This is a genomic window from Clostridium beijerinckii HUN142, assembly GCF_000621745.1.
Classification (GTDB): Bacteria; Bacillota; Clostridia; order Clostridiales; family Clostridiaceae; genus Clostridium; species Clostridium beijerinckii_A.
This window is the reverse complement of the sequence record NZ_JHXK01000021.1, coordinates 132,478-149,759: the sequence shown is the minus strand read 5'-3', so window position 1 is coordinate 149,759 and position 17,282 is coordinate 132,478. Positions and strand designations below refer to the sequence as shown.

Sequence of the window (17,282 nt, the reverse complement as noted above, 5' to 3'; positions counted from 1 at the left end):
GTAACATATTTAGCTGACTGATACTAATAGGTCGAGGGCTTGACCAATATAGTCAAGTTGTAAATACATTAAAGAAACTGTGTGCAATTTTGAAAGAACAAAGTTTTTTCAAAGGAAACTCGCTCAACGAAGTTGAGGAGTACAGTTCATGAAGCCAAATCAAAGATTTGGAATGAACTAGCATCTCGTGATGATGGCATAGAGGTAACACTCCTTCCCATTCCGAACAGGAAAGTTAAGGTCTATAGCGCCGATGGTACTGCATGGGAGACTGTGTGGCAGAGTAGGACGTTGCGAGGTAATTGAAAAGATAGCTGTAATAGCTATCTTTTTTTGTGTCATTAAAATTTAATGGTTAAATTAGAAATAGAGAAAAAGCACTCAAAAATATTGAAGGAAAACTTGATAATATAATAAATGATATTGCAAGTAGGGAAAATAGGCTAATAGGAAAAGGAATTCCATCAGATTAGTAAATAAATTTAATAATAAGCTTATAGCTTATTTCGTAGGTTATAAAGGAATATATAAATTTTGCATTTATGGCTTTACTTTGGTTTGTATACTACCTTTAAGAGAAAAAGAGGTCTTTACAAGAAATGAATCTATTGAGTTGAGTTTTATATGTTAGTTATTTGTATGTTTGGAGGATATATTATAAATTTAATTTTATTGTAACATATGGAGTAATATGTTAAAATGGTGTCAAATAATTAGGTGTAAAAGTTTTATTATTAGGATTTATCAAAAATATTCTAATAATAATATTAAAGCAATAATATTATTATACGATAATTAAATAATAAAAATTAAATAAAAATCCAAAAAATACAGCACATTTAAAAGGGATATGGGAGGAGAATATTTAATGGGGGTAAGTTGTAATTTATCTGAAGGAGAATCTATCTTAAATAATTGGATGAAGGAAAAGTGTGATAATATGGACTTGGTAGTAGTAAATGATATTCCTATTTTGGTGGAGGATTGTCTATCGATATTAACAGGTACTGTTGCTAAAGTTAAAAACTCTACCAATAAATTAATTGTCACAACTATAGATAATACAAATTATGTTTTAGAGTCGTTCACAGAAATGAATATTACAAATTAGACGTATTTTACAATTTCATATTAACGTGTTGCAACTATGGAACTCGATTGTATCCGAAAGGAGATAGCCTTTACAAGGTTATAAACGTGAGATTTGAGTTGATGTAAATCAAAAAATAAAAATTAGTAGTAAAATATTTGAAAGTAAATATAATTCGCTTATTATTGCTGAGTATTTAACACAAAAGCAGGTAGTTTTAATTGAGCCACCTGCTTTTTGGTTAGAATAAAACATGATTAATCAAATCTGCTTAACTGTTCGGTTCTTTGAAGGTACAGATAAAAAGCTATTTTTGATTTATATGAAGAGAGAAGAATCGCTAAAAGAGGGGGGAGAAGTTTAATCAAGCAAATTTACAAAAGATAAGTTTTAGGAGGGGTATACAAATGAAAAAAATTATTTCAACAATTACCGTTTTATTGGTTGCATTTGGATTTACAACAAATGTTAATGCAGCGGTAGTAACATCAGTCTCTACACCCAATGAACGTGTAATAGTAGTTTTTAAAAACAAGGCTGATAAAAATATAGTTTCAAAAGCTAGAGGAAATGTAAGACGTGAGTACAAAAATGCAAACGTTTTGTCAGCATCTGTTCCAACTACTGCTATCAAGGATTTAAAAGATGATCCAAACATATTAGCTGTAGAGCCAGATGTAATAGTTAAAGCAAATTCTCAGACAGTGGATTGGGGAGTGAATAAGATTCAAGCGCCAACAGCATGGGCTTCAAGCTATACGGGAAAAGGAGTAAAAATCGGAGTTGTTGATACGGGGATAGCTAACCATGAGGATTTATTAGTATCCGGGGGAACGGCTTTCACTTCTTATACAACTTCATATTTGGATGATAATGGCCATGGAACTCATGTAGCAGGTATAATCGGAGCAAAAAATAACGGCTATGGAGCTGTTGGAGTTGCAAATGAGGCAAGTCTTTATGCTGTAAAAGTATTAGGAAGTGATGGTTCAGGATATCTTTCGGATATAATCGCAGGGATAGATTGGTGTATTACAAATAAAATGGACATTATTAACTTAAGTCTTGGCAGCTCTATGCCATCAACTGCTTTGCAGCAAGAAGTGGACAAGGCTTATAATCAAGGAATTGTAGTTGTTGCGGCAGCAGGAAATGATGGTGCATCAGATGGAACAACGGATACAGTAGATTATCCAGCAAAATATAGTTCAGTTATAGCAGTAGCGGCAATTGATTCTAACAATAAAAGACCTTCGTTTTCTTCTACAGGAAGTACTGTTGAAGTAGCGGCACCAGGCGTTAATATTCTTAGTACATATTTAAACAATAAATATGTATATATGAGTGGTACTTCAATGGCAGCACCTTTTGTTACAGGAGATTTAGCATTATTAAAGCAAGCGAATCCAGGACTTTCTCCAAGTCAATTACGTGCGAAACTTACCGAAAATGTTATTGACTTAGGAACAAGCGGAAAAGATAGTTGGTATGGCTATGGGTTAATACAGGCACCTAAAGGACAAGTATCAACGGTGACACAACCAGTTGCAAGTCAACCTGTCACAACACAACCTTCAAAGTTGGAGACAAAAACAGTTGTATTGACAAACAAAACTTCTTACTTAGCAGGGGAGATAATGTATGTAAAAGCCAAGGTTACAGATGCTTCAGGTAAAACAATGCAAGGAGCAGTGGTGAAATTTACAGTTACTTCACCAAAGGATATTGTGACAGTGTATAAAGGAATGACAGATAGATATGGAGAGGTTTTTTTAGGAATTTTAACATACAGAACTACAACAAAGGGTACTTATAAGGTTCTTGCTGAGACTACGTATAGTGGTTATATGACGAGTTCTTACAATACTTCATTCCAAATTCGTTAAAAATATTTAATATAATAGAATAGAACTTAATAAATACGTTACTGGCCACTATTTTGTGGAAGGTAATGTATTTTTTTATTCTTTAGGAATTTATATTCCAATAAAATCTGTGGACGAGGTACTCCTTGAGGGTATAACTTAAAAAGGTTGATTGACTAGTTTTTGTATTTTAAAAAGAATAAAAAAGAAATCTTATTCGCCTGTGATTTTGTTCTTAAAGAACATTATTAAAATAAAGCAATAATTCACAATAGAAAAAGATTAAAAGAGGAAATTTATTTACGAATATGTAAATCAACTTCCTTGTAATTTGTTGGGTTAATTACTATAATTAATAAAAAATGTCTGTTTTATAGGAGGTATTTAGTTAATATTGTCGAATATTAATTAAAGTACTGATCTAATATTTTAGAAATATATATAATAATTTAGGAGGAAAAACATGAATATTAAAAGGAAGTTGACATTAATACTTCTTCTTGCAAGTTCTGTGCCTTTGATAATATTCACAATCGTTAATTTGTTTTTTTCACAAAAGATTGCGATAGAAAATGCACTAGCTGATAATTTCAAAAGAGCAGAAATTGTAGATGAAAAAATAAATGGTTTAATTGAAAGGAATATGTATGGGATAAAGAGCATGGCGAGAAATCCTATTATTAGTTCCTATGATGCAGAAAAATCTAAACCAATTTTAGTTGAGAGTTCAAAAGTATATCCGGATTTATCATTTACAGCTGTTACTAAATTAGATGGAGTTCAGTTTGTAAGAAGCGATGACGCTAAATCATCAGATATATCAGACCGTAATTTTTATAAATCAGCACTTAAAGGGCAGGACGAAGTTGTATCTGAAGTTCTTGTAAGTAGAGATAATGGAAGTTTAATCACAGTGTTAGCTACGCCTATTAGAGATAAGGAAGGTGGAGCTGTAACGGGAACCTTACAAGGAAACATTGAACTTTCAGTATTAAATTCTTTTGTTAAAGAACTTTCACAAAATAATGCAACTGTTTATATTGTAGATTCAGATGGTAAATTACTAGCTCACCCTACTAAGGCATTAGATAAGCCAGAAGATCGTACAGATTTAAATGATTTCGAATTTATTAAGAAAGGCGTAAAGGGAGAGAGTGGTTCTGAAGAAGTTATTAAGGATGGAGAAAATATGCTTGTAAGCTATGTTCAGGATAAAAAAACAGGATGGGTTATTTGTGCTGAAATTCCTAAAAGCATTACTGTCGAAAAAAGTATACATTCTTTAATTAACACTACTTTAATAGGTTTAGCTATATTGTTTGTTACATGTGGAAGTATTTTTGTTCTAGTTGGGTATGCAACTAAACCATTGCATGTACTTTTAAATGCGGCAAATAAGATTTCAGGAGGAGATTTAACAGTTAATAATATAAACATAAAATCCAAAGATGAGATAGGTAATTTAGGAAGAGCATTTGAAAAAATGGCTGTTAATCTACGAGGTGTAATAACAAATATTAAAGAACATTCAGATAGGATCTCATCAGCATCTAGTGATATGATAGATGTTTGTGAACAGCAATCAAAAGTTGCTACAAATTCTGCAGAAAATGTTAATGAAATTGCGGAAGGTTCTATGTTAGTAAGTTCTAACATAGATAAGATAAGCTCTAATATGAATATTTTAGATAAAGCAATAAAAGATATAAATGAAAAATCAGATAATGTTTCATCAGCTGTAGGTACTGCTTCTAGCTATTCTGAAAAGGGAAGTGAAGCACTACATAAAGTTAATTCAAGTATGGTTAATATTCAAGGATCAGTTAATGATACATCTAAAGTTATAGACAAGCTTGGAGAGCATTCGCAGGCAATAGGAAAAATTACAGAAGTAATAAAGAGCATCTCAGAACAAACTAATCTATTGGCTTTAAATGCAGCGATAGAAGCAGCACGTGCAGGAGAACAAGGAAAGGGATTTGCAGTTGTCGCTGATGAGGTTCGTAAATTAGCGGAACAATCTGGAGAAGCAGCGGGACAGGTTAGTGCCCTTATAAATGGTATACAAAAAGAAACTGAAAATGTAGCCGTTGTTATGAATAGAGGTATAAATGAAGTTAATGACGGATCAAAAGTAGTAAATGAAGCTAATAGCTATTTTCAATTAATATTTAAGTCTATACAAGAAGTAGCATCTAATATGCAAGAAGTAAGCACTGCTATAGATAATATGAATAAAACTGAAAAGGAAGTATTTGTTAATATAAATGATATTGCGCAACTTTCTGAATCAGTGGCAGGGGAAACTCAAGGAATATCTGCTGCTACTGAAGAACAAGTAGCTTCAATCGAAGAAATGACAGCATCAGTTCAGAGCTTTAGTGATATGGCTATAATACTTAAAGAATTAACGGATAAGTTTAAAACCAATTAATTCGATTTATCTGTAGCATTAGTAAAATTTAATAATAATAAGATTTGAATTTTTATAAATAAGGAGCTATCGTACTAATATATTAAAATTTGAGATGCCCTCCTTATGATAGATAGTTTCTTTATATTAACTCTCTACCATAGATGGATCATATCAGATTGACGATATTAAGGCATTCCACTTGAAAGTGAGTGGGTCATAGTACGATATCTCCTTTATTTATGTTTTATGGAAGTGTATTTAAAGTATTATATTTTGTACTATACATGTTGCAATTAAAATTTTACATTCTGGCCTTAACTGAGCATTTGTCTCACTAGAATTTTTAAATTTTAAATGTAAATTTATTATTGCAACATATATATACAAATATTATCTTAGATAATATTTATCGCAGTTAAGTTTCCATATTGTAGTCTTAATTGAGCATTAGTTTCACTAGAATTTTAAATATAAGTTTATTACTGCAATATATATAGCTAAAATGAATTGATAAAATTAATAAATTCTAAATATTCAAGCCTTTGAGTATTTAAGTATGTTTGGAAATTCCTAAGAATAAACCTGTCTGAACTATTTAAAATAGTATTTTGACACCATTTTTTATAAAATTTATATCTGTAACGAGCGGCTTCAGAAGATATTGAACAGTATGTTTCTATATCATTAGAAGACCTAATATTCAACTTATGAAGAATTACTGGATTAGATAATAAAAGACCAGTAAAATAATTTGCTTCAGCCTCCATAATTTTATATTCAGATTCTGATAGGTAATCATCAAATATTTTGGTACTATCAGATGAATAATGGCTACATAAAATATGACCTAATTCATGAGTTAAAGTCCACCTAATCCTTTCATCAGATTTAAAATTTAAATCATTATAATAAATTATATATTTATTTAAAGGTTTAAAATAATCAGTACATCCTTCGTCAGAAGTTAATATTTCAAAAGTTTCTTCTTTAGTTAAATTGTGATCAAGCATGAATCGATGATAAGAAACTATTTTTATATTATCGAAAGAACCTATTATTTCAAATACGTTTATAGGAAACTTGCTAATATTTAATTTTATATAAATATCGTTAACTATACGTTTTATATGCGTATATCTAATCGTCGAAGTACTCATCAAAAGCAGACCTTAAAATTTTCATCATTTTTTCTTTGTTTTTAGGATCCATTTTTCTTCGAGCTCTCTCAATTCTTCTTATATCATCATCGCCAAATTCAGGGGCACTAATTTTCTTATCAGGAAAGTCTAATTCTTCTATATTATCAGACAATAAGTAATCAACAGTAGTATTTAAAGTATTTGCCAACTTAATTAATGTATCATTACTAGCACCTTGTCTGTTTCCTTCTATCATTCCTATGGTAGATTGGCTTACACCAATAGCTTCAGCTAACTTTTGCTGTGTAATCTTCCTATCTTTTCTGAGTAGTTTTACTTTATCACCTAACATTATAAATTCACCTCTTAAGATAATTTTATCATAGTGACCGATAAATTCAATGGAAAAATCAAAAAAATGAAAGTAATTTTATTATTAAACTCTAGACTACATTATTTGAGTAATGTGAGGACAAAATAATTAATAAAATTAACCTTTAAAATTAAAGAATCAAAGGAGATACATATGAAAACTAGAAAATCAGTACTGATATTAATTAGTATATCAATATTTAGTTTTGTATTAATAAGAATTTTTTACGCTAATAATCTAAAATGTATTAATTCAATAAAAAAAGAGGTTTTAGTTGTCAATAAAACTAATTATTCCAATATGAAAATCTCTTTAAGTAATGAATCAAAACAATACGAAATAGTTGATAAAGTTTATAGTAAAAATCTCGTGAAGATTAACTATCCCCAAATAAAAAATTATGCTGATTCAGCAAAGCTTGACTCCATCAATAACGATTTAAAGAATGAAGCTCTAAGTATTTTAAATATATATGTTGAGAATGGCACAAATATTAATGACATAAATATGGAAGTAAATTATAAAGTGAAAACTAAAAATGATAAATATATATCAATAGTTTTTAATGGACTGATAAATATTAAAGGAACAGCATATCCAACTTCAATTTTTTATACAGTAAATGTAGATTTGGAAAAAGGTTCAACTGTAGGTCTTTCAGACTATGCTAATATACAGGACATACTAAAGAAATTAAAAAAGTTGGATGATGTTAAAATGCTTTCAGAAAATGATAAATTAGTAGAAGTACAAAAGTCTGCTATAAAAAGCATTAGTGATGATGAACTCTTAAGTATACTAGAAGATGCGGATTTTCATAAGAAAGATGGAGTGATTGAAATTCCAAAGAAAGGAGCCTATAGTTATATGGAAGATAATAAAATAGTAATTAGCATTCCAATGATTCATGCTATAGGTGATCATGCGGAATTTATAATAGAAAAATAATAGAAATCTTTAAGTAGAGTTTTTATAAGATAAAAAATATAGGTGAGATTGACCACCTATATTTTTCAATTCATTGATGCTGCTTAGCCTCCGCCAGTACCATTTAGATTTATATACCAGAGGCCATTTTTTTCAATAAGTGTATAATGATCAGGTCCTATTGCAGGATTTCTGCAAACATAGAACTGTCCATATTGTAAATCTACACCACCTTTATAAACGTCTGTATTAAAGGCACCAATTATATGTCCTTCAAAAAATAAATCGGAACGAATCACCCTCTCTGGTGTGGAATGACAAAATAAATATGCTCCTGCAAATCATGTTATAATTGCAATAGAAGATATAATGGCTTTTTTTAAAGTTATCAAAAAAACTCACCCTCACATAAAGTCATGAATTATTAAAACAATATGCTATTACTCTTAACTAAACTACAATTCTCTAAAATATTCATTATAACACAATTTACATTTTATGGTTATTTGCAAGAGGATTTAATTTTAGACACTAATATTTCTAAAAGAATAAGGATATAACTTATGAATTTTTATTGATCTTATGTTTTAGAAATATTCTTATAGTTTGTATGAGGATTATATAGATAATGCTATATGTAATATGAGCAAATTATATATGTTGTAATTCAAGTTAGACATTTTGCCTTGATTTGGCGTTTTATTTACTAGAGTTTTAAATATAATTTTATTACTAGAACGCATGCATATTAAAATTAAGAAATTAATACTAGGAACATATTTACAATACATGATATAATTAGGTAAGAAATCTGATGAGATTGTAATGCAGATAATTAATTATTTATTCAATTAAAATATATAATTTGGAGGTTAAAATATGGCAAGTATATTAAATGATGAAGAAATACTATGTTCTATTAATTCTTACAAAGACATTAAAGCTTCAAGTAAAGTAGCAAATACGTTGGTTAATTTGATTGGACAAGGGGTTGCAGGTGGGATAGTAAATGATTTTAAATTGATTCTTACTCCTAAAAATTTATATATACAGGCTATTACACATTCTGCTTGGGGAGGACTATCCGATATTGCGTATACAGATAAAATATCAAGAGAAAATATAAAATCATTCAATGTTAAAAATGAAGATGCCAAAGAATATATTCAAATAATAACAACAGATAATAAAGTAGGAAACTTTATTAGGGATAATGAAAAAAAGAACGACCTAGCATTAATGATGTCTGTATTGTTAGAAGAAGGCAAATAAAATTCAATTAAAAGTTCATAGAGAAAGTCACTTTATATGGAGATGTCATTTAGTTAACTAAATGACATTATTTTATTCTTTAGGAAATTATAATGCAATTAAATCTGTGGATAACTTTTATAGTAGTCTATTTTACTAGGGTTAATTACTATAAAAGAATAAAAAAATAAATCATGTTCGCCTGCCAAATTTTTCTCACATGCGTTCGAAAAGGCAGATGCTAAAAAAATCTTCAGCGCTTAAGTCTCCTATGATTTTGTTCCATGGGGGCTTTTTTGATATAAGAACTTTAGTACTATTAGATAAAACTATATAGTATAGATTTCCTTAAGCGGAAGTAAATCACGTTTAGCTGAGTGTAGTCTTAAACTTATATATTGGTCAACGCCGTGATTAGAATTGACAGCAATTATAAAAGCATTATCATTAAATACTAAATAAATCTTGCGGACTTATTCGTTTTTAAGATATAATCACTTCTCCATTTCCGACTACAACTATTTTATATCCATCTTTAAGTGGAATTAAGTTATATTTTTGTGATTGTGGTCTTAACCGTAAAGACTGTATAAAGTTTTGTTCAGAATCAAAAACAAGTATGTAAGCACGCTCATTATACGAGTCATTTTGAATAGTATAATTTGTATTAGGAGATAATTTTAAATCTTCTAATGTGTAGAACCCTTTCTTTAAAACTCTTGATATTGACAGAGCGTAAATTGCTGAAATGTTTAACGACAAAAATAAGAAAAATAATATTGAAAGAGTGAATTTTTTCATAAGTATAACCACCTTTATATTTGTTGCTTAAATGTATTAATCGATATATCCTAGGAAATAGTAACTTCACCATTGCCAATTATTATTATTTCATATCCACTTTGTATAGGTGGCAAAGCATACTTTCCTGATTGAGGCTCTAATCTTACAAATTCCTGAACAATTTCATTAGAATCAAAAAGAACTACAGAAACATATTCATTTTGAGAAGTATTTTGTATGGTATGTAGAGAATCAGGAGATAAATTCAAATCCTTTGTTGTGTAAAAGCCTTGTTTAAGAAGTCTAGGTTGATCGGCAGAAGCCGTTATTGCTATATTAAATAGTAGGAAAATAAACAGTATAGTACTAATTTTTTTCATTAACGTAACCACCTTTTTTTATTTTACTGTAAGTATGTTTTATTTTTTGAAGATAAGAGAAATATATTCAAAAAACAGAGTTTTAAATATTTTACTTATTTACCTGGTAACAATGTATTTCCAATTCTCATATTATGTAATGAAGTATTATGCTGCAGATATACAGGGGGTGGAATTAATGGTTGAAGAGCAATTTGTAGTGTTTAATATAGGGAAACAAAAGTATGCAGTTCCAATAAAACAAGTTAATGAAATTATAGGTTATACTATTCCTACTAAAATACCATTCAGTAGAGAATATATACTAGGAGTCATAAATTTAAGGGGAAAGATAATATCAATCATTAATTTAGGTGAGAAGATAGGCAGAGAAAGTGAAAAAAGAAATGATGAACAGGAAATAATAATTATTGAAGATAGGGAAGGTGTTTTTGGGGCGACAGTTGATGAAGTTGAGGATGTTATAAGGATTCCAAAGGATAGTATAAAAAACATTAATTATGATGTATATAATGGAAATGAATATATTATTGGAATTGCTAAAAAAGATAATTATCTAGTAGTTATATTAGATTTAAATTTATTTTGGAGGAAGTGTTTAAATGAAATTTACAATTAGAAATAAACTCATTACTTCATTTGGGCTAATAATTTTACTAACGTCTTTTTTAGGAGTGTATTCTATAATATCAATTAAAAGTGTAAAAGACAAAGCAAGCGAGATTACAGAAGTTTGGTCTAAGGGTAGTGATTTGGCTCATACCATGGATCAAACTATGTCGGAATATAGACTTAGAGAATACAGGCATGTGCTAGAAGATGATCCTGACTTAATGAACGCTACAGAAAAAGAACTTCAAGATTTGAGAGAAGAGTTTGAAAATGAATTAAAAGAATATCAAGGAACGATAATATCAAGAGATGATATGGATATAGTTAAAGAAATTAAAGTGTATTATCCTAAGTATTTTGAAACTAGCAGGAAGACTATTCAATTGAGTAGAGAATCTCAAACTAAGGATGCATTTAATTTAATGCGTGGAGAATCTAGGCAAGATTTTGAGAATGTAAATAGCGCAATTGAAAAACTTGTTCAATATAACCAAGAACAGGCGAATTTGGCGAATGTACAAAATGATCAAATTTATAATCACTCAAGACTAATGCTCACACTAAACGTAACAATTATAATCATAATCAGCCTTATAGTAACAATATCTATAATTAACATTATTACAAAAAGAATAAATTTCTTGGTTAAATTTATTAATAAAACTGCGAATTTAGATTTAGTATTTGACCACGCTGGTTTGAATATAATAAAAAGATATAAGGACGAATTTTACGATATGGGTATGGCCTTAGCAAATATGAGAAGAACATTAAGAGAACTTGTGGAAAGCATTAAACAGAATTCTATAAATATAGCATTGAATTCTGACGTTTTGTCAAATATAATATCCGAAACATCTCAGTCAATAGAGGCTATAGCGAAAGCAATTGATGAAATGGTGCAAGGATCTACTGAGCTTGCCAGGAATGCTGAAACTGGAGTAGATAAATTAGAGGTCTTAGCAAAAGAAATTCATGATTCAGTAGAAAATACTAATTTAGTGAAAAATTATATGGAATTGGCGTCAAAATCAAATTTGGAAGGCATGGAGAATATAAATAAATTAAAAAATGTTGTAGAATCAAACCATAAAGTAGCAGAAAATATACTCGATCAAGTTAGTGTTTTAAATAATAAATCACAATCAATTGAGAAAATAACTGACGCAATTAAAGGCATTACATCACAAATTAATATATTGTCTCTTAATGCAGCCATAGAAGCGGCAAGAGCGGGAGCACAAGGAAAGGGATTTGCTATTGTGGCAGAGGAAATTAGAAAACTTGCATATGAAGCTGCAGATTCAACAAAGGAAATAGATAATATCGTTCGAGATGTTAAGAAGGAAATAAATAAGACTAAATCAGAAATGATAACTGTAGGGGATATGGTAATGCAAATGGGTGAGGCATCAGATGGCACTGAAAAGGCGTTTGAAATTATAGAAAATTCAGCATCCAATGTTGTCAAGCAAATAGATAGAATAGTAGTCAGCATAAATAGTATAGACTATAATAAAAATGATGTTGTAAGCAGTATAAGCGATATGTCTGCAATAGCAGAAGAGTCAGCTTCGACTACGGAGGAGATATCGGCATCTATAGAACAACAGTCTGCAAGTATGGAACAAATAAATCAATCTGCAAAAGATCTAAAGCATGTTTCTATAGATCTACAAGATTTAATAGCTAAATTTAGAACTTAAACTAATGATGAGGTGTAGTAAGTATGAAGGGTCTACACCTTTGCTTTAGGTAAAGACATACATAATTTAACATATGATGGGAGATATATTTACATAATGTGTTATAATTGATAATAGTAACAAAAGTTAAGGATATAATTTGAGTTTATGGGGGGAAGAAATGCAAAATATATATCTTTTTATTTCAACTTTGTTTGCATATTTTACGAAGGGTATAACTGGCTTTGGAAATACACTTGTTATGGGTTCGTTATTTTCGTTTGTAGTATCAAATAGGTTAACAACACCTGTAGATCTTCTCTTTGGAATTCCAACAAATACTTATATGGCATGGAAAGAAAGAAAAAATATTTCTTTGAAAATTGTTATTCCATTATCGCTTATGCTGCTAGTAGGCATTGTACCTGGAACATTTTTATTAAAGGCTGGAAGTGATTGGATATTAAAATCTGTATTAGGTATTGTAATTATTGGAATAGCGATAGAGATGTTGACAAGAAAACCTAGTAAAATTCAAAATAAAAAAACTAGTATTATTTTTCTCATAGTAATAGGAGTAATTTCAGGAATATTAGCTGGGCTTTATGGAATTGGTGCACTTTTGGTTGCATATGTCAGTAGAACTACAGAGAACAAAAATGAATTTCGTGGAAATATCTGTTGTGTTTTTCTAGTAGATAATATATTTAGATTTTTCTTATACTTATTTACAGGAATATTAACTAAGGAAGCATTAATCATGGCTTTATGGCTTTCTCCAGCAGTTATTATTGGAATGATTATAGGAGTTAAAGTTGATTCAAAGATGAAAGAAGAAACAGTTAAAAAATCAGTAATTGCTTTACTCATAGCAAGTGGAATGATTTTATTCTTAAAGAGTTTTTTTAGCTAATAATACATAACTAAAAAAATAAAGGGAGATTATATATATTATTATTTAATGAATTTTTCAAATTCAAATACTTAATCAATATTAAAAACGTATAATAAAGTAATGAAAACTGTGTTATAATTTATATAGCATAGTTTTTATTATTAAATAAAATATATTGATTAATTTTAAGGGGGAATTAAATGACAAAAAAATATAACGATATTTGGGTTAAAGCAAGTAGAATACTATTTATGATAATAGGTTCGATTTTGGTAGCAATAGGTTTAGAGATATTCTTGATACCTAATAATATAATTGATGGAGGTATGACAGGAATATCAATTATGGCAAGCTATTTAGCAAAAGTGCAACTGGGGGTATTTATATTTCTATTCAATTTGCCTTTTGTTATAGTAGGATATAGGCAAATAGGAAAAACATTCGCTATTTCAACTATATTTTCAGTAATATGCTTGTCAATTGTGGTGACATTACTTCATCCTGTTCCACGAATAACACAAGATGTACTTTTAGCTACTATATTTGGTGGAATTATAATAGGAGTTGGAGTAGGCTTAATTATAAGAAATGGTGGTTCATTAGATGGAACAGAAATTGTGGCAATAATATTAGAAAAAAGGACTGCATTTTCTATTGGAGAAATAGTTATGTTTTTTAATTTTTTCATCTTAGGAATTTCAGGTTTTTTATTCGGATGGGATAGAGCAATGTATTCTTTAATAGCATACTTCATTGCTTTTAAAACCATAGACATAACAGTTGAAGGTCTTAATGAGTCAAAAGCAGTAATAATTGTATCGGATAAGAATAATGAAATATCAGAGGCAATAATGGCTAGACTTGGTAGAGGAATTACTTTGCTAGATGGAAAAGGAGCTTATAGCGGTACAGAAACAAATGTTATTTATGTAGTCCTATCAAGGCTTGAGATAGCAAAACTAAAAAGCATTGTGCATGGCTTTGATGAAGATGCATTAGTTACAATTACAAGTGTTGAAGGAACGGGGAAAAAATACGCAAAGAAAGCTATACATTAAATTAATAGCAAGCATAAAAAATAATAAGACTATATCAAATAAACAATCGCATAAGATTATAGACTAAAAAAGTGCCAAAATTAACTTTAGTTTTGGCTCTTTTGTCGTTCTTATTTACAAAATACCCTAAAAGTAGTAATATATAAGCAAACATATGTTTGCGTTGTTTAATGTCTGATAATTTAAATAGATTCAGATACTCCAATTAAACAAGCAACTTTGAGTATTAAATGACATTATATATGAAGCTATAGGGAGATGGTTCTATGTTAACAGAAAAGCAGCAAGAAATATTGAATATTATCAAAAACTATATAGACAAAGAGAAAATATCTCCAACAGTTAGGGAAATTGGAAAGTTATCTGGATTGGCCTCCACATCAAGTGTGCATGCACATATAGAGCGATTAGAAAAGAAGGGATATATCTATAGATCAGGTAAATGCCCAAGAAGTATTAGAATAAAAGATAATATTTAACCTCAATATTATAACGCGAAAAAATTTAATAGGTAGTAGTAGAAAATAATATGGGCGTTTAAAAAGTGAAAAAAGTCTAATGCGTTTTCGTGTATCTGTATTGTTTATTAGATTTCATGATCTTGCTTTTATTATTAGGCGATGTCTTTCCTTCTTGATTAGTTACTTCATATGAAAAATCTTATTTAATTAAGATGCATATTCGTGAGTATAGAAGTTCGGAAAACATTGGTTAGAATTAGTATATCTGCAAATAAAAATAGGGAAGATTATTTTACAAACATATCCTCCCACGAAAATTGTTATGTTATTAATAAATAGAATTTTAAAGATTTTAGAATATTTCATTATTCAAATGAATTTGAGATATCTTTTTGTACTTATTAAGAAAACGTAATATTACCGCCTCCAATAATTATAACTATGGAACCAAATTCTAAAGGCTTTACAAGGTAATCAGGAGAATTTGGCTCAAGTCTTAAGAATTCCTGCATCTGTTGATTAGAGTCAAAGATAATAATAACAGATCTACCAGTAGGGGAGCTATTCCTAACTTTATAAGTAGTATTGGGGATTAATCCTATATCCCTAACTTTATAAAAACCTTCGGTTAAAGTTTTGGGATCAGCTGAAGCACTTATTATACTCATATTAAATGATATAAGTAAGAAAACAGAAAATATAATAATAAACTTTTTCATTAGTACAACTACCTTTCATAGTTTTATCTGTAGAATTAAACTATTATTTTTACTTTTTTTATATTATGTGATTATTAAAGAAAATTTATGTGCAATTCACTCAATGAATTATAATAAAATACCCAATATATGTTATAATAATAGATTCACATTTAAGATGTTAGTGAATTATGTAATTAGTAATAGAGTTTATAAACTTAGTTATAGGATATGTTAATAAATAAACGAGTTACTTTCAAAATCAGTACGATATTTTAATTACAAAATATGTTATAATTAATTGGTTATAACAGGTTATGTAAGTGCTGTATTTTAATAATAAATATATTGTGCTAAAGAGAGCGTTTTGTGTGGAAGTTGTAATTAGTGTAATTTTAGTATTAATACTTATAATAATTTGGATGATTTTTGGGAGAGTCATAGATTTTACGTATTTAATTTTTAAAGGTATAAAAAGATCTTTAAAGAAATTATTTTAAATATTTGAGGAAATTCCATAATTGAGTTATTTAGCAGTTTTTATCAATGTATAGAATATGTGATTATATATTGCATATTGGAGTTATGGATTTTAATTATGCAAACTCTTAATTTATGAAAGTAATTATAAATTAAATTTTTAGTAATTTAATAACTTATATATAGGCAGAAGCATAATCCTATTAGTTTTCGAAATAGGATTATGCTTCTGCCTGGAAATTATAAATTTATTTTAAGGTTATTAGTCAATAAATTCAACTTCTAGTGGGTTCCTATCTACTATTTTCTTATATTGATATTTTGGATAGCCAACCATAACAGCACCTGTTATAACTTTGGTATCAGGAATGTGGAACAGTTCTAGTAGTGGTTTATAATTTAAAAAAGCGCACATTTCAAATAATCCAGCCCAACATGAACCTAATCCAAGAGTAGTAGCAAATAATTCAAGATATGAGAATGCAGAAATTGTATTCTTTATTCCATTTTTAAAGTCTTTTGGAGATGTTGCTAATATTATGTGTGGAGCATTACGTAAAATTGTGTCCGTGCCACCCTCTCTATAATTTTTAACATGCCTTGAAAAGCTCCAATGGGGAGAGAGAGAATTTTTAAGTTGATCTTCCATCCATTCGACTACTATTTCTGTGGCCTGTTGTAAAACTTTTTTATTTTTTATTATAACATATGAAAGTCCTTGTGTATTACTAGCTGTCGGTGCAAAACGAGCTATATTAACTAATTCTAATAGTGTATGTTGAGGAACTTGCCTTTCTTTGTAGCAACGTATTGAACGACGAGATCTAAGAAACGATTCGGCAGTATTTGAATTTATAATTGGAAAGGATTCTAAATCCAGTTGATTCGCTAATGGTGTTTTAATATTATCTATTGAACTAGATGGACACACTGCAACACAATGTCCACAAGCAATGCAATTATTTGGGTGTATAGCTATTGGACCATTTTCTTTCATAGATAAAACTCCACTGGGACATACATTTGAACAAAGCCCACATTTAACACATGTTGATTTTTTTACAGTAATTAACTCCATTGATATCACTCCTATTTGTTAATATTTAATAAGATCCTAGGTTAATTATATTAGGATACTTACAAAATATAATTTATATGTTATAGGAATT

The 17,282-nt window shown here is 29.1% G+C and carries 17 protein-coding genes and 1 rRNA gene; 11 read left to right on the top strand and 7 right to left on the bottom strand.

Features of this window, described 5'->3' with window-relative positions; genetic code table 11:
* Positions 1 to 183: 183 nt before the first annotated feature.
* The 4 genes from rrf to T483_RS0111905 all read left to right on the top strand — a co-directional run bounded on the left by rrf (position 184) and on the right by T483_RS0111905 (position 5,389).
* Positions 184 to 300: ribosomal RNA gene (gene rrf, locus T483_RS0111920) — 5S ribosomal RNA — on the top strand.
* A 568-nt stretch (positions 301 to 868) separates the two neighbouring features.
* Positions 869 to 1,111 carry a hypothetical protein gene (locus tag T483_RS0111915; RefSeq protein ID WP_026887058.1) on the top strand — a complete coding sequence of 81 codons (243 nt, stop codon included), beginning with the start codon at positions 869 to 871 and terminating at the stop codon, positions 1,109 to 1,111.
* A 386-nt stretch (positions 1,112 to 1,497) separates the two neighbouring features.
* Positions 1,498 to 2,976, top strand: a complete 1,479-nt coding sequence (locus tag T483_RS0111910; protein WP_026887057.1) for a S8 family peptidase — start codon at positions 1,498 to 1,500, stop codon at positions 2,974 to 2,976.
* 442 nt (positions 2,977 to 3,418) lie between these two features.
* On the top strand, positions 3,419 to 5,389 hold the full coding sequence (locus T483_RS0111905; RefSeq protein WP_026887056.1) for a methyl-accepting chemotaxis protein: 1,971 nt from the start codon (positions 3,419 to 3,421) through the stop codon (positions 5,387 to 5,389).
* A 479-nt stretch (positions 5,390 to 5,868) separates the two neighbouring features.
* On the opposite strand, the gene T483_RS0111900 is transcribed toward T483_RS0111905, so the two are convergent.
* Together T483_RS0111900 and T483_RS0111895 are read right to left on the bottom strand one after the other, a co-directional pair.
* Positions 5,869 to 6,528: an ImmA/IrrE family metallo-endopeptidase gene (locus T483_RS0111900; RefSeq protein WP_026887055.1), complete on the bottom strand. Its 660-nt coding sequence runs from the start codon at positions 6,526 to 6,528 to the stop codon at positions 5,869 to 5,871.
* A complete protein-coding gene (locus T483_RS0111895; RefSeq protein WP_026887054.1) occupies positions 6,509 to 6,862 on the bottom strand; it encodes a helix-turn-helix domain-containing protein in 354 nt (117 codons plus the stop codon). Before T483_RS0111895 ends, T483_RS0111900 begins: the two co-directional genes overlap by 20 nt.
* 174 nt (positions 6,863 to 7,036) lie before the next feature.
* On the opposite strand from T483_RS0111895, the gene T483_RS0111890 reads away from it, so the two are divergent.
* A complete protein-coding gene (locus tag T483_RS0111890; RefSeq protein WP_026887053.1) occupies positions 7,037 to 7,831 on the top strand; it encodes a PdaC/SigV domain-containing protein in 795 nt (264 codons plus the stop codon).
* Between the two features lie 83 nt (positions 7,832 to 7,914).
* Here T483_RS0111890 and T483_RS0111885 read toward each other — a convergent pair whose 3' ends face one another.
* The gene (locus tag T483_RS0111885) at positions 7,915 to 8,109 is read right to left on the bottom strand and encodes a hypothetical protein (protein ID WP_026887052.1); all 195 of its coding nucleotides are present in this window, start codon (positions 8,107 to 8,109) and stop codon (positions 7,915 to 7,917) included.
* A gap of 580 nt (positions 8,110 to 8,689) precedes the next feature.
* On the opposite strand from T483_RS0111885, the gene T483_RS0111880 reads away from it, so the two are divergent.
* Positions 8,690 to 9,082 (top strand): hypothetical protein, encoded by a 393-nt coding sequence (locus T483_RS0111880; RefSeq protein WP_026887051.1) that lies wholly within the window; start codon positions 8,690 to 8,692, stop codon positions 9,080 to 9,082.
* Between the two features lie 462 nt (positions 9,083 to 9,544).
* On the opposite strand, the gene T483_RS0111875 is transcribed toward T483_RS0111880, so the two are convergent.
* Positions 9,545 to 9,862, bottom strand: a complete 318-nt coding sequence (locus T483_RS0111875; protein WP_026887050.1) for a hypothetical protein — start codon at positions 9,860 to 9,862, stop codon at positions 9,545 to 9,547.
* 50 nt (positions 9,863 to 9,912) lie between these two features.
* Positions 9,913 to 10,224, bottom strand: coding sequence for a hypothetical protein (locus T483_RS0111870; protein ID WP_026887049.1), 312 nt, complete (start codon positions 10,222 to 10,224; stop codon positions 9,913 to 9,915).
* A gap of 178 nt (positions 10,225 to 10,402) precedes the next feature.
* Here T483_RS0111870 and T483_RS0111865 point away from each other — a divergent pair, with 178 nt between their 5' ends.
* The 5 genes from T483_RS0111865 to T483_RS0111845 all read left to right on the top strand — a co-directional run bounded on the left by T483_RS0111865 (position 10,403) and on the right by T483_RS0111845 (position 14,953).
* The gene (locus T483_RS0111865; RefSeq protein WP_026887048.1) at positions 10,403 to 10,843 is read left to right on the top strand and encodes a chemotaxis protein CheW; all 441 of its coding nucleotides are present in this window, start codon (positions 10,403 to 10,405) and stop codon (positions 10,841 to 10,843) included.
* Complete coding sequence (locus tag T483_RS0111860) at positions 10,827 to 12,542, top strand: methyl-accepting chemotaxis protein (protein ID WP_026887047.1); 1,716 nt, start codon at positions 10,827 to 10,829, stop codon at positions 12,540 to 12,542. Before T483_RS0111865 ends, T483_RS0111860 begins: the two co-directional genes overlap by 17 nt.
* Positions 12,543 to 12,702: 160 nt before the next feature.
* The gene (locus T483_RS0111855; protein ID WP_026887046.1) at positions 12,703 to 13,434 is read left to right on the top strand and encodes a sulfite exporter TauE/SafE family protein; all 732 of its coding nucleotides are present in this window, start codon (positions 12,703 to 12,705) and stop codon (positions 13,432 to 13,434) included.
* Between the two features lie 182 nt (positions 13,435 to 13,616).
* Positions 13,617 to 14,474 carry a YitT family protein gene (locus T483_RS0111850; protein WP_026887045.1) on the top strand — a complete coding sequence of 286 codons (858 nt, stop codon included), beginning with the start codon at positions 13,617 to 13,619 and terminating at the stop codon, positions 14,472 to 14,474.
* 266 nt (positions 14,475 to 14,740) lie between these two features.
* Entirely contained in the window at positions 14,741 to 14,953 is a 213-nt protein-coding gene (locus tag T483_RS0111845) for a transcriptional regulator (protein ID WP_026887044.1), read from the top strand.
* A gap of 383 nt (positions 14,954 to 15,336) precedes the next feature.
* Here T483_RS0111845 and T483_RS0111840 read toward each other — a convergent pair whose 3' ends face one another.
* Positions 15,337 to 15,654, bottom strand: a complete 318-nt coding sequence (locus T483_RS0111840; protein WP_026887043.1) for a hypothetical protein — start codon at positions 15,652 to 15,654, stop codon at positions 15,337 to 15,339.
* Between the two features lie 721 nt (positions 15,655 to 16,375).
* Positions 16,376 to 17,191: a nitroreductase family protein gene (locus T483_RS0111835; protein ID WP_026887042.1), complete on the bottom strand. Its 816-nt coding sequence runs from the start codon at positions 17,189 to 17,191 to the stop codon at positions 16,376 to 16,378.
* Between the last annotated feature and the right edge of the window lie 91 nt (positions 17,192 to 17,282).